The organism is Allobosea sp. GW822-FHT05A11, from assembly GCF_058800455.1.
Genome location: NZ_JBXAMI010000001.1, coordinates 692,968 through 706,571, shown reverse-complemented (window position 1 = coordinate 706,571; position 13,604 = coordinate 692,968). Strand labels below are relative to the sequence as shown.

Genomic DNA, 13,604 nt, shown 5'->3' with positions numbered 1-13,604 from the left:
TCGCCGATGCTCAGCGCCCTGCCCTTCAGTTTCTCCGCCCCGCTCGCTCTCGCGGCGCTCGCGTTACTGCCGGCGCTCTGGTTGATCCTGCGCGTCACGCCGCCGCGACCGCGCCGCATCGATTTCCCGCCACTGAAGATCATGGCGGACCTGATCGCCAAGCGTGAGACGCCGGCCCATACGCCCTGGTGGCTGCTGGCGCTGCGCATGGCGGTCGCCGCGCTCGCCATTCTCGCCGTCGCCGGCCCGGTCTGGAATCCGGTGCGGGATGCGGCGCCCTCGCGCGGCCCGGTCCTGCTCCTGATCGATAACGGCTTCGGCGCCGCGACCGATTGGCCGGAGCGCGTCGCGGTCGCCGAATCGCGCATCGCCGCCGCCACCCGCGAAGGCCGCCCGGTCGCCGTGGTCGGCCTCGCAGAAGCTCCCGCCGCCATCGCGCTGGCCGAGCCCCGCATCGCGCTCGACCGTTTGCGGGCCCTCCCGCTCCAGCCGCACGCTCCGGACCGCGCCGCATATCTCCCGCGCATCGAGGCCTTCCTGCAGAGCGCGCCCACCGCCGAGATCGTCTGGGTCGCCGATGGGCTCGGCGTCTCCGACGACGGCAGCTTCCTCGCCCGGCTGAAGCAGGATGCCGAAGCACGCCGCCTCGCGATCCACGCCGCTCCGCCCGCGCAGCTTGCCCTCGCCGCCCCCGAGAACCTCGCCGGTGCCCTGACCGTCAAGGTGCTGCGTCCCGTCGCCAGCGCCCCGGCGACGGGCCAGGTCCGCGCGCTCGATCTCAAGGGCCTGCCGCTCGGCAACGCGCCCTTCATCTTCGAAGGCAGCAATCTGGAGACGACCGCCCGGCTCACCCTGCCGATCGAGGTGCGCAACGCCGTTTCGCGACTGGAGATCATCGGCGAGCGCAGTGCCGGCGCGGTTGCACTGCTGGACGACCGCGCCAAGCGCCGCCGCATCGGCCTCGTCTCCGGTGCGACCGCCGACACGGCGCAGCCCTTGCTGTCTCCGACCTATTATCTCTCCCGCGCGCTCCAGCCCTTCGCCGAGATCCGCGAACCCCGGCAGGGCTCGACCGACCCGATCGGCGAAATGCTGGCGCAGAATCTCTCGGTCCTGGTCCTCGCCGATATCGGCGCGCTCGATCGCGAGACCGCCGAGAAGGTGACGAGCTTCGTCGAGCGCGGCGGCGTGCTGCTGCGCTTCGCCGGCGCGCGCCTCGCCGCCGCTTCCGACGAATTGACGCCGGTGCGGCTGCGCCGCGGCGGACGCACGCTCGGCGGCGGCCTGTCCTGGGAAAGCCCGCGCAAGCTCGCACCCTTCACCCGCGAAAGCCCGTTCTTCGGTCTAACGATCAGCGACGACATCCGCGTCAGCCGCCAGATCCTGGCCGAGCCGGAACCGAACCTGTCGCGCAAGACCTGGGCCGCGCTGGAGGATGGCACGCCGGTCGTCACCGCCGAACGGCGCGGCGACGGTCTCATCGCCATGGTTCATGTCACCGCCGACACCACCTGGTCGAACCTTCCGCTCTCAGGCCTCTTCGTCGACATGCTCCGCAAGATCGTCAACCTCGCCGGCAACGGCCCCACCGTCGAAACGCAAGGCGACGAGACCAAGGTCGAGACCCTGTCCCCGACCCGCGTGCTCGACGGCATCGGCCAGTTCCGCGCGGCGCCGGCGACCGCCCAGCCGGTGGCGCGCAACTATGCCGGCCGCGCCACGCTCGCCCATCCGCCCGGCCTCTACGGCCCGACCGACGGCTCGCTCGCAGTCAATGCGCTGACGCCGACCGACACGCTCGCGGCGCTGGACCTCGCCAGCCTCGGCGTCGCCGTGCTGCCGATCGACGAGCCAGTCGCGCGCGACATCCGCCCGCCGATGCTGATTCTCGCGCTGCTGCTGCTCGTCATCGACACGCTGGCGACGCTCTGGCTCGGCGGCCGTCTCAACGTCGCTCGCCTGCGCAGGGCCGCCGCGCCCGCCGCCATCCTCATCGCGCTCGCGGCCGCCTTCGCGCTTGCGCCCGATTCCGCACGAGCCCAGCAACCCGCACCGAATGCGCAGGCCGATACCCGCCCGCCGATCCCGCGTGCCCTGCTTGCCAATGGCGCACAGACGCGGCTCGCCTATGTCGTCACCGGCGACAAACCCGTTGACGACATGTCGAAGGCTGGCCTGACCGGTCTCAACACCGTGCTCGGCGCCCGTACGGCGCTGGAGCCGGGCGATCCCGTCGGTGTCAGCGTCGAGCGCGACGAACTCGCCTTCTTCCCGGTGCTCTACTGGCCGATCGTCGCAGGCCGCCCGCTCCCCACGGCAGAGACCTTGCGCAAGCTCGAAGCCTATATGAAGGGCGGCGGCCTCGTGATCTTCGACACCCGCGACGCCATGAGCGCCCGCCCCGGCGGCGGCACCACGCCCGAGGGCGACCAGCTCAAGCGCATGCTGCAGACGCTCGATATCCCCGAGCTGGAGCCGCTGCCGCGCGACCACGTCCTGACCAAGACCTTCTACATCCTCGACGAGCTCGTCGGCCGCTACGACACCGGCACGACCTGGGTCGAGACCCTGCCGCCCGCCGATAGCGACGGGCGCCGCCCGGCGCGGGCCGGCGACAATGTCTCGCCGATCGTCATCACCGCCAACGACCTCGCCGCCGCTTGGGCGATCGACCGCCGCGGCGAAGGGCTGGTGCCGCTCTCCGGCGGTGATCCGCGCCAGCGCGAGATGGCACTGCGCGGCGGCATCAACCTCGTCATGTACGCGCTCACCGGCAACTACAAGGCCGATCAGGTCCATGTCCCGGCCCTGCTGGAAAGGCTGGGGCAATAGCCATGTGGAGCGTCTCCCTCGCCCCGATGGTGCCCCTGCCGCTCTTGATCGGCCTCGCCGTACTTGCGGCTCTGGCTGCCGGCGCAGCCATCGTGCTGGCCGGCCGCAGCGCCATCCTGCGCGCGCTCGCCCTTGTCGTGCTGACGGCGGCACTGGCCGACCCCTCGCTGGTCTTCGAGGATCGCGAGCCGGTCAAGGACGTCGTCGCCGTCGTGGTCGACCGTTCCGCCTCCAACCGTCTTGCCGACCGCGCGGCCCAGACCGATGCCGCCGTAGCCGAGATCGAGCGGCAGTTGCGCGGCGTTCCCAATGTCGAGCCGCGGATCGTCGAGCTGCGCGACGCGCAAGGCACGAACGACGGCACCCGCCTGTTCGAGGCGCTGTCGTCGAGCCTCGCCGATGTGCCTTCGGAGCGCGTCGCGGGCGCGATCGCGATCACCGACGGCCTCGCCCACGATGCCCCGCCCAATGCCGAGGTGCTCGGCCTGCGCGCGCCGCTGCATGTCCTGACCACCGGCCGCAATGCCGAGATCGACCGCCGCATCGTGCTGGTCGATTCGCCGCGCTTCGGCATTGTCGGCAAGGACCAGATCATCCGGCTGCGCGTCGTCGACAAGGGTGGCCCCGGCCGCGCCGGCCTCACCATCCGCCGCGACGGCGAGATCATCGCCCGCCGCGAGGTCGCGACCGGCCAGACCGTGCAGGTCCCCGTCCGCATCGATCGCGGCGGGCCGAACGTCGTCGAGATCGAGGCGCAAGCGATCGACAACGAACTGACGCTGGCGAACAACCGCGCGGTCATCACCATCGAGGGCGTGCGCGACAAGCTGCGGGTGCTCTTGGTCTCGGGCGAGCCGCATCCGGGCGAGCGCACCTGGCGCAACCTCCTCAAGGCCGACGCCAATGTCGACCTCGTCCATTTCACCATCCTGCGCCCGCCGGAGAAGCAGGACGGCACGCCGATCAACGAGCTCTCGCTGATCGCCTTCCCGACGCGCGAGCTGTTCCAGGTCAAGATCAAGGAATTCGACCTGATCATCTTCGACCGCTACGCCAACCAGTCGATCCTGCCGCTGCTCTATTTCGAGAACATCGTCCGCTATGTCCGCGACGGCGGCGCGCTGCTCGTCGCGGCCGGGCCTGAATATGCAGGCTCGCAGACGCTGGCGCGCACGCCGCTCGGCCAGATCCTGCCGGCTCTGCCCGATGGCAGCGTCATCGACGAGGCCTATCGTGCAGAGGTCAGCGAACCCGGCAAGCGCCACCCCGTGACCCGCGACCTGCCGGGTTCCGAGGTCTCGCCGCCGCGCTGGGGCGAGTGGCTGCGCATGGTCGGCGCCCAGGCACGGGCCGGCACCGCCCCCGTCATGACCGGCCCGGGCGAGCGGCCGCTACTGATGCTGGCACGCGAGCAGAAGGGCCGCGTCGCGCTCTTCCTCTCCGACCATGCCTGGCTCTGGGCGCGGGGCTTCCGCGATGGCGGTCCCTATCTCGACCTGCTGCGCCGCCTCAGCCACTGGCTGATGAAGGAGCCGGAGCTGGAGGAGGAGGCCTTGCGCGCCACGGTGCGCGGCGCCACCGTCGAGGTCGAGCGCCAGACGCTGCGCGACACCCCCTCGCCCGTCACCATCACCGGCCCCGACGGCCAGTCGCGCACGGTGACACTGGAGCCCGGCCGCCCCGGCCTGTTCACCGCCCGCATCCCGACCAGCGATCTCGGGCTCTACAGATTGACGGCAGACAACCTCACCGCCTTCGCCAGCGTCGGACCGGAGAACCCGCGCGAGTTGATGGAAGTGGTCAGCGACCCCACCGCGCTCCAGCAATTGGCGCAGGCGACCGGCGGCTCCTCGCGCCGCATCGGCCGCGAGAGCGGCGCGGCCGTCAACCTGCCGCGCATCGTGCCGGTGCGCTCCGGCAGCCAGTTCGCCGGCAATGACTGGATCGGCCTGAGGATCAGCGATTCCGGCATCGTGCGCGGCGTGCGCATCTCGCCGCTCTTCATCGGCCTGCTCGGCCTTGCCGTGCTGTTCGGCGCCCTCGTCGCCGGCTGGCTTGGCGAGAGCGGCAGGCGCCTCAGGCGTCAGGGCTGAAGCGGATCGAGGTCACCGCTCCGCTGCGCTGCTTCAGCACACCCTCGACCAGCTCCAGAGCCAGGAAGCGCGCCGGATCGGCCGGCCCCGGCAGTACGAATTGGCCGGGCGGCAGGACCTTGAAGCCGAAGCGCGCGTAATAGGGCGCGTCACCGATCAGCAGGATCAGGTCGTGACCGGCCTCGCGCGCGGCCTCGATCGAGCGGTTCATCAAGGCTGCACCGATCCCCCGACCCTCGAAGGCCGGATCGACGGTCAGCGGCCCGAGCATCAGCGCCTTATGACCGCCGGCGAGGACCGCCGTCACCTTCACCGAACCGACCAGGAAGGTGCCGACATGGCTGGCGAAGGACAGGGCCGGCTCGGGCGGCACGCCCTCGCGCAGGCGAAAGGCGGTGCGGGCGAAGCGGCCGGGGCCGAAGGCGCGCTCATGCAGGCGCTCGATCGCGGCGGCGTCCACGGGGAGTTCGTGGCGGATGGTCAGAGGCAGGGATGTCATGATGATCGACGTGTAGCGCGGGAGGCGGATCGGCTGAGCTAAGGGCAGGCGCGTGCGGGCGCATGACCGGGAGGGCGCATTCAGCGCGCCGGTCGTCGCAGGTCTCGCAGGCTCAGCCGGATCATCATGAAAGCGCCTCTACAGCATCGGGCCGAAAAGGGGAATCCACTTTTCGGAAGAATCTGATGCGCGGCCAGACAGCCCCCGCTTTGCGCCGGTCCTGCGATGGCTTGCCGGCCCCGCCGCTTTGGTCTCAACTCCAGTTTCAGGTGGGGGAACAGGACCACAGACACCGAGAGCGCTATCGCCTTTCGGAACGGAGGAATCGATGTCCGGATTGAAACCGCTCGCCGCCGCCCTCCTTCTGACGGCGATCTCCCTGCCCGCCCACGCCCAGCAGGCGGCACCACCGAAAGAACCCGTCCGGGACGAGTTCTTCTGGCTCGGCGAGATCAACAAGGCGAGCACGGTCATCAATTCGGAGCAGGGCCTGCTCGATCGGTCGCTGGCGCCGAAGCTGGCGAAAGGCATCGCCAAAGTGATCGAAGCCGGCGGCCAGCCCGGCGCCAAGCGCCCCTCGACCGTCATCACCTTCGAGCCCTTGATGATCAAGGAAGCCGGGGTCGAGGTCACGCTGATCCATGCCGGGCGTTCCAGTCAGGACATGCATGCGACCTACCGCGCCGCGATCATGCGCGACCGGCTCTTGACGCTGGCCGACCAGCTCAACCGGGCGACACGGACCATGGTCGATCTCGCGGCGACGCATCGCGACACCGTCGTGCCCAACTACACCAACGGCGTCGCCGCCCAGCCCAACAGCTATGGCCATTATCTTCTGGGCCTCGCCGCCGGCCTCGACCGCGACGCACAGCGCATCCGCGAAACCTATGCCCGCGTCGACCTTTCGCCGATGGGTACGACCGTGCTCAACGGCACGAGCTGGCCGCTCGATCGCCAGCGCATGGCTGACTATCTCGGCTTCGCCGGCCTTGTCGAGAACGCCTATGACGCCTCGCAGATCGCGGCTGCCGACCTGCCCGTGGAGGTCGGCGGCATCGTCACCGGCATTGCGCTGCATGTCGGCGGCTTCATCGAGGACGTGATGACGCAATATGCCCAGGCACGGCCCTGGATCCTGCTGCGCGAGGGCGGCGGCACGACGGGCGGCGGCAATACCTATGTCTCCAGCGCCATGCCGCAGAAGCGCAATCCGGGCCTGCTGAACGGCACCCGCGAGGACGCTTCGACCGCGCTCTCGCTGGCGATGGGACCTGTGTTCAGGGCACATAACATCCCGCCCGGCATGCCTGACGCAAAGGGTGCCAAGGTCAACAGCGCCATGACCGACAGCGCGACCAAGGCCCTGCAGGGGCTCGACCGCATCCTGAAGGCGCTCGCCATCGACCCGGAACGCGCGCTCGAAGAGCTCAACAGCGACTGGACCGCCTCCCAGGAACTCGCCGATATGCTGATGCGGAAATACAAGCTGCCCTTCCGCGCCGGACATCATTTCGCATCGGAGGTCGTGGACTACGCCAAGCTCAACAACATCAAACCGACCGAGTTTCCCTATGCCCAGGCGCAGGCGATCTACCGCAAGGCGGCGACCGAGATGGGGCTCGCCGCAGCCGAATTGCCGATGAGCGAGGCCGAGTTCCGCGCGACGCTCGACCCCGTCGCGATCATCAGGAACCGCGCCACATCGGGCGGCCCGCAGCCGGCCGAGATGGACCGGATGCTCGCCGAGGCGAAGCAACGCATCGACAGGCAGGATGCCTGGATCAAGGATCGGCGCGCGAAGATCGTAGCGGGCCTGGCCAAGCTCGACGCCGATTTCGGCACGCTGGCGAAAAGCGCGAACTGAACGGTCGGGCAGCCAGGCTCACCATTCGATCGCAGGCGGCTGCCCGGAGATGATCTCCGCCAGCCGCCGCCGCGTTGCCGGCGTCGTACCGTTCGGCAGCCGGTCCAGCGGGAAGAAGCCGGCTTCCGCGATCTCGCGATCAGGCTGCTTGACGCGCTCGACCCGGAACCGGCGGAGCACATAGACGGCAACATGGTCGCGCCGCGAAATCCTGCGGTTGAAGAACAACCCGTGCAGGACCGGCCGCTCGGTCGAGGCGATGCCTGCCTCCTCCGACAATTCGCGCTCCAGCGACAATTCCGCCGTCTCGCCGACCTCGACCCCGCCGCCCGGGAAATGCCAGCCGGGCACATAGGTGTGGCGGATCAGGAAGACCTCGCCACGATCGTTCAGCACGACGCCGCGCACGCCGAAGGTTACGCCGCGCGCGAAGCGGAAATAGACATGCAGCAGGCGGGTCAGCAGGTGCTGCGCGAGTGTTCGCGGCCTGTCCGGATCGGCGGTGAGCTCGGGCGTCTCTGATTGCATCCGATCGATTCTCAAGGCTGAGTTAATTGTCTATGCAAAAACTGCATGACGGACCGTCAACCAGCTCAGTTGTTCCGCCACAAACGCGCCCCAAATGAGGCAGATATCGCACTGCAACATCAGGACACCGAAATCATGCTTCTCTCTTTCATCATCGCCCGCCTCAAGGCCAAGCCGGCCTATGTCTGGAAGCCCGCCATCACGCTGACCGATTCCCGCATCGTGTCGGAACTGACCGGCGCCGCCAACTGAGGCTTTCGGGCCCTTCCGCAGTCCAGGCGCGCCGTCGGCGCGCTTGACTGATGGCCTCCTGCGGGGGCAAGCGCTTGAGCGTGTTCAAGCTCGCGCATCTGTCCGACCCGCATCTCGGCCCGCTCGCCGGGTTTTCGCTGCATCAGCTCTTCGGCAAGCGCGCGACCGGTTACGTCAACTGGCGTCGCAAGCGCCGGCACGCCCATGACATGGATATCCTGGCGCGGATCGTCGCCGATATCCACGCGCAGGCGCCCGATCACATCGCCTGCACCGGCGACGTGGCCCATATCGGCCTGCCCGACGAGTTCAAGACCGCGATCGCCTTCCTCGACACGCTCGGCCCGCGCCAGACCGTCAGCTTCGTGCCCGGTAATCACGATGCCTATGCCCGCTCATCGCTGAAGCCCTTGGCCGGCCTGCTCGCGCCCTGGATCGCCGATGACGAGGGCAAGGCGGGCTATCCCTGGTATCGCCGCCGCGGACCGATCGCCCTGATCGGCGTCAACAGCGGCGTTCCGACCCTGCCGCTGATGGCGACCGGCCGCGTCGGCAGCGAGCAGATCGCCCGCACCGCAGCGCTTCTGGACCGCGCCCGCGACGAAGACCTCATCCGCGTCGTGCTGATCCATCACCCGCCCTATGTCGGCGGCGCCAAGCGTGGTCGCGAGCTGGTCGATGCCGCCGCCTTCGAGGCGATGCTGAAGCGCAAGGGCGCCGATCTCGTCCTGCACGGCCATAACCACAGCTTCTCGCTGGCCTGGCGGCCGGGCGCCGATCGCGACGTGCCGATCATCGGCGTGCCCTCGGCCTCGATCGGCCCGCGCGGCCACGGCGAGCTCGGAACCTGGCATCTCTTCCGCATCGAGGGCGACGCCAGGGAGCCGCGGATCACGCTGGAACAGCGCGGCTTCGAACCGGACGGCACCGTCATCCTTCGCCAGGAAATCGCTCTGACGAAGGCGGCCTGACAGGCGTCATCCCGTGCGCGCTGCAGCGTGCAACGCTGCGGCGCAGACACGGGACCGCGCGACGATGAAAACTCCCATCGTCGCGCGCTCGACAGGGTGCCCATTTCTGAGAACGGTCCCGTGTCTGCGCAGCGGCACGGCGCGCCGCAGCGCGCACGGGAAGACAGGGCTCTCAGACGCAGCGGCCGCCGTCGACCGCCAGCACCGAACCCGTCACCATGTCGGCCTCGTCCGAGCACAGGAACAGCGCGGCGTTGGCGATGTCCTGCGGCGTCGAGAACCGGCCCCACGGGATCGAGGCCGTGAACTGCGCACGTCGCTCCGGCGTATCCTCGCCCATGAAGGTGGCGAGAAGCGGCGTCTCGCCGGCGACGGGCGCGATGGCGTTGACGCGGATCTTGTCCGGCGCCAGCTCGACCGCCATCGACTGCGAGATCAGGTTCGCGGCGCCCTTCGAGCCATTGTACCAGGTCAGGCCCGGGCGTGGGCGGACACCGGCCGTCGAGCCGATATTCAGGATCACGCCACCGCCATGCTGCCGGAAATGCGGCACGGTCGCACGCGCCATCAGATAGATCGACTTCACGTTCACCGCGAAGATCCGGTCGAACTCCTCCTCGGTCACCTCGGTCATCGGCTTGTTGCGATGGGTGGTGCCGGCATTGTTCACGACGATGTCGAGCCGCCCGACCTTGGCGAGGATCTTCTCGACCGCCTTGTCGACGCTCTTGGCCTTGCCGACATCGCAGGTCACGGCGAAAGCCTTGCGGCCGATCGCCCTGGCGGCCTCCTTGGCCTTGTCGCCGTTGATGTCGAGCACCGCGACGCGCGCGCCCTCGCGCACGAAGGTCTCGGCAATGCCGAAGCCGAACCCCTGCGCCGCGCCGGTCACCAGCGCCGTCTTGCCCTTGAGTCTCATGGTCATTCCCTGCGGTCTTGTTGCCATGATGTTTGAAACGATTGAGCGCGGCGGTAAATGCGCTTTCGCGCGCAGGCAGGTGCGAAAATGGGATGGCGGGGCCTTAAGCCCCGATCTCCTCGCGCAGCATCTCCAGCTCCAGCCAGCGCTCCTCGGCCTCGCCGATCTCGCGCGCGACCTCTTCGAGCCGCGCCGTCGCTTTGGTGAAGAGCTTCGGATCGCGCGCGTAGAGATCGCCGGCCACCGCCGTATTGAGCTTCGCGGCTTCGGCCTGCAGCGCCTCGATCTTCTTCGGCAGCGTCTCCAGCGCATGCTTCTCGTTGAAGGAGAGCTTGCGCCTGGAGGCAGATGCAGCCGGCGATGACGCAGCAGCCTTGGGAGCTGCGGGCGCCGCCTTCTCTACCAGCCTTGCCCTGGCCCCGACACCGCGCCCACGCTGCGCCAGCATGTCGGAATAGCCGCCGGCGAACTCGGTCCAGACGCCATCGCCATCCGAGATCAGCACGGACGAGACGACCCGGTCGATGAAGTCGCGATCGTGGCTGACCAGCAGCACCGTGCCCTGGTAGTCGGCGAGCAGTTCCTGCAGCAGGTCGAGCGTCTCGAGATCGAGATCGTTGGTCGGCTCGTCCAGCACCAGCAGGTTCGAGGGCTTGGCCAGCGCGCGCGCCAGCATCAAGCGCCCGCGCTCCCCGCCCGAGAGAGCGCCGACCGGCGTGCCGCGCTGGATCGGCTGGAACAGGAAGTCCTTCATATAGGAGATGACATGGCGCGGCTGGCCGCCGACCATGACCTGATCCGAGCCGCCACCGGTCAATACGTCGCCGAGCGGCGTTTCCGGGTTGAGGCTTTCGCGCCGCTGGTCGAGCGTCACCATCTCCAGCGCCGTGCCGAGCTTCACCTTGCCGGAATCGGGCTTGAGCGCACCGGTCAGCAGGTTGATCAGCGTGGTCTTGCCGGCGCCGTTCGGCCCGACGATGCCGATCCGATCGCCGCGCGCCACCCGGAGCGACAGGCTTTTGACGATGGCGTTGTCGCCATAGGCCTTGCTGACGTCGATCGCCTCGATGACGAGCTTGCCGGAAGCCTGCGCCTCGCTCGCCTCCAGCCGGACATTGCCCTGCGCGGCGCGGGCCGTGCGGCGCTGGTCGCGCAACGCATGCAGCTCGCCGAGCCGGCGCTGGTTGCGGGTGCGCCGGGCACTGACGCCGTAGCGCAGCCAGTCCTCCTCGCGGGCGATCTTGCGGTCGAGCTTGTGGCGGTCGAGTTCCTCCTGCGCCAGAACCTCGTCGCGCCAGGCCTCGAACTCGCCGAACCCCCTCTCGGCGCGCTTGGTCACGCCGCGGTCGAGCCAGATCGTCGCCCGCGACAGCGAGGTCAGGAAGCGCCGGTCGTGGCTGATCAGCACCATCGCCGAGCGCAGTGATTTCAACTCCTGCTCCAGCCATTCGATGACGGGCAGGTCGAGATGGTTGGTCGGCTCGTCCAGCAGCAGGATGTCCGGCTCCGGCGCCAGCACCCGCGCCAGCGCCGCGCGACGCCCCTCGCCGCCCGACATCGAGGCCGGGTTCTCCTGCCCGGTCAGGCCGAGTTCGGTCAGCAGATATTGCGCACGATAGGCGTCGTCGCCCGGTCCGAGCCCCGCCTCGACATAGGCGAGCGCCGTGTCGAAGCCGGTGAAGTCCGGCTCCTGCGGCAGATAGCGGATCGTAGAGCCCGGCTGGACGAAGCGCTCGGCATGGTCCGGATCGACGATCCCCGCAGCGATCTTCAGCAGCGTCGACTTGCCCGAGCCGTTGCGGCCGACCAGGCATACGCGCTCGCCGGCCGAGACCGCGATCTCAGCGGCTTCGAGCAGCGGCTGTCCGCCGAAGGTGAGCGCGACGTCGCGCAAATGCAGCAAGGGGGCCATGATCCGTCCTGTGTTCGGCCTGCGGGATAGACCGCCACTGCTCCGCTGTCACGCCCGGAGGGAACCACCTTTGTCATTCCGGGGCTTCGCGCAGCGAAGAACCCGGAACCCACGACCGCGTGAGCCGGCGGCAACGAGGTGGATTATGTTTCACCCAGTCGTGGGTTCCGGGTTCACGCCTGTGGCGTGCCCCGGAATGACAAGCGTGTAGCTCAAAGCCATGCGGTCGAGTGCGATGGCACAGCCCTTGCCAGCTCCGATCCGCCCCTTATCGTGATCGGGATCGAGCCCTGATGAGCACAAGAGCGATGCCCAGCGAACGCCCGATCGGGATCGGCCATAATGGCGGCCCGCCGCTGAAGGAGCGCAAGCGCCGCGCTGCCACCGGCTCCGGCACTATCGGCCGCTATTTCGACTGGCGCTTCGCCCATCGCAAGGCCTGGAAGAAGCCGCGCGAGATCGCGCTCAGGCGCGAGGAGAAGGCCTCGGCACTCGGCCTCACCTATGAGGAATATTCGCTGGAGGTCATGGAGCGCGGCTATTTCCCGCAGCCCGAGCATGTCGCGACGATCAAGTCGAAGCGAGCCCAGCGCCGCAAGGATGGCGGTGTGGTCGGCCAGTCCTTGAAGGGCATGAAGCTGAGCTGAGGCTCAGTCGCCTCAACTTCCAAGCCAGCGCCGGGCCAGTCGCGTCGCCGGCCTCTCGAAGAAGCGATAGAGCAGCAGCGCCGCGATCACGGAGCCGGCGAGCGCCAGCGCGATATAGAGCGTCGGTGAATGCAAACCGAGCCGCAGCACAACCTCGCGCATCCCCCGGATCACGAAGGGGTGGACGAGATAGAGCGCATAGGAGGCGTCCCCGACCGCGGCCAAGGCCTTCACCGGCCGCAGCGGTACGATCCCCTCGCGGCCGCAGCCGGCGGCGAGCATCAGCAGGACAGCTGCCCCTCCGCGCCACAACACGCTGCTCCAGGGTCCGTCCGCGCCGGGAATATGGGCAGCCGCGACCAATAATGCGGCACCGGCTATCGCAACGGCGATGCGCAACGCCCCGTGCAATCGCAAGCCTTTTTGCCGGAGGACTGCAATCCCCATCCCCGCCGCGAATTCGAGCACGATCGGCTGCCCCCAGAAGCCGAGAGGCAGCGCCAGCGGCCCGCCCAGGCTCTCGGCTGCGACCAAAAGCGTCAGAGCGAGCGTGATGGCCGGCAAGGTCCAGCGCCGCGGCAGCAGCAGGCCGGTGGCGAACAGGGCGTAGAACAGCATCTCGTAGTTAAGCGTCCAGCCCAGCGAATAGACCGGCTGGACGAAGCCTTGGGTCGAGACCACCGGCCAGAACAGGTAGGAGCCGATGATCTGCTGGAGGTTCGGCACGCCGGAATTGAGCACAGCGGGAACCGCGAGCCCGACCAGCAGGAACAGCGTCGTCACCGCCCAGTAGAGCGGCACGATCCGCGCCAGCCGGCGCTTCAGGAACAGGCGCGAGGCGCCGTCGCGACCGAACAGGTCCTGCGAGGCATGGACCATGATGAAGCCGGAGACGACGAAGAAGATGTCGACGCCCGACATCCAGGGCAGGAGATCGCTGCGCGTGAAGCTCAGGCCCGCGCGCGCGGCCACCACGGCGGCATCCGGCTGGACATGGTGGATCGCGACCATGAAGGCCGCGAGCGCGCGCAGAACCTGGATCGAATGGATGGGCTGCACGCGGACCTATGCGACGTGGTGAAAA

The 13,604-nt window shown here is 68.7% G+C and carries 10 protein-coding genes; 5 read left to right on the top strand and 5 right to left on the bottom strand.

Features of this window, described 5'->3' with window-relative positions; genetic code table 11:
• The first annotated feature begins 6 nt into the window (after nt 1–6).
• On the top strand, nt 7–2,832 hold the full coding sequence (locus tag AC1RLU_RS03400; protein WP_492793866.1) for a DUF4159 domain-containing protein: 2,826 nt from the start codon (nt 7–9) through the stop codon (nt 2,830–2,832).
• A gap of 2 nt (nt 2,833–2,834) precedes the next feature.
• The gene (locus AC1RLU_RS03395) at nt 2,835–4,925 is read left to right on the top strand and encodes a hypothetical protein (protein ID WP_492793864.1); all 2,091 of its coding nucleotides are present in this window, start codon (nt 2,835–2,837) and stop codon (nt 4,923–4,925) included.
• On the opposite strand, the gene AC1RLU_RS03390 is transcribed toward AC1RLU_RS03395, so the two are convergent.
• Complete coding sequence (locus AC1RLU_RS03390; RefSeq protein ID WP_061969535.1) at nt 4,909–5,424, bottom strand: GNAT family N-acetyltransferase; 516 nt, start codon at nt 5,422–5,424, stop codon at nt 4,909–4,911. The genes AC1RLU_RS03395 and AC1RLU_RS03390 overlap by 17 nt on opposite strands.
• A gap of 328 nt (nt 5,425–5,752) precedes the next feature.
• Here AC1RLU_RS03390 and AC1RLU_RS03385 point away from each other — a divergent pair, with 328 nt between their 5' ends.
• Entirely contained in the window at nt 5,753–7,291 is a 1,539-nt protein-coding gene (locus tag AC1RLU_RS03385) for an argininosuccinate lyase (protein WP_492793862.1), read from the top strand.
• A gap of 18 nt (nt 7,292–7,309) precedes the next feature.
• Here the strand turns inward: AC1RLU_RS03385 and AC1RLU_RS03380 are convergent, their stop codons facing one another.
• Complete coding sequence (locus AC1RLU_RS03380) at nt 7,310–7,819, bottom strand: NUDIX domain-containing protein (RefSeq protein ID WP_492793860.1); 510 nt, start codon at nt 7,817–7,819, stop codon at nt 7,310–7,312.
• Between the two features lie 332 nt (nt 7,820–8,151).
• On the opposite strand from AC1RLU_RS03380, the gene AC1RLU_RS03375 reads away from it, so the two are divergent.
• A complete protein-coding gene (locus AC1RLU_RS03375) occupies nt 8,152–9,042 on the top strand; it encodes a metallophosphoesterase family protein (protein WP_492794317.1) in 891 nt (296 codons plus the stop codon).
• Nucleotides 9,043–9,214: 172 nt separating this feature from the next.
• On the opposite strand, the gene AC1RLU_RS03370 is transcribed toward AC1RLU_RS03375, so the two are convergent.
• Together AC1RLU_RS03370 and AC1RLU_RS03365 are read right to left on the bottom strand one after the other, a co-directional pair.
• Nucleotides 9,215–9,961, bottom strand: coding sequence for an SDR family oxidoreductase (locus AC1RLU_RS03370; RefSeq protein ID WP_061970261.1), 747 nt, complete (start codon nt 9,959–9,961; stop codon nt 9,215–9,217).
• A 103-nt stretch (nt 9,962–10,064) separates the two neighbouring features.
• Nucleotides 10,065–11,876, bottom strand: coding sequence for an ABC-F family ATP-binding cassette domain-containing protein (locus AC1RLU_RS03365; RefSeq protein WP_492794315.1), 1,812 nt, complete (start codon nt 11,874–11,876; stop codon nt 10,065–10,067).
• Between the two features lie 305 nt (nt 11,877–12,181).
• Between AC1RLU_RS03365 and AC1RLU_RS03360 the strand changes: the two genes are divergently transcribed.
• Nucleotides 12,182–12,520: a hypothetical protein gene (locus tag AC1RLU_RS03360; protein ID WP_492793858.1), complete on the top strand. Its 339-nt coding sequence runs from the start codon at nt 12,182–12,184 to the stop codon at nt 12,518–12,520.
• 12 nt (nt 12,521–12,532) lie between these two features.
• Here the strand turns inward: AC1RLU_RS03360 and AC1RLU_RS03355 are convergent, their stop codons facing one another.
• On the bottom strand, nt 12,533–13,579 hold the full coding sequence (locus AC1RLU_RS03355) for an acyltransferase family protein (protein WP_492793856.1): 1,047 nt from the start codon (nt 13,577–13,579) through the stop codon (nt 12,533–12,535).
• Nucleotides 13,580–13,604 lie beyond the last annotated feature (25 nt).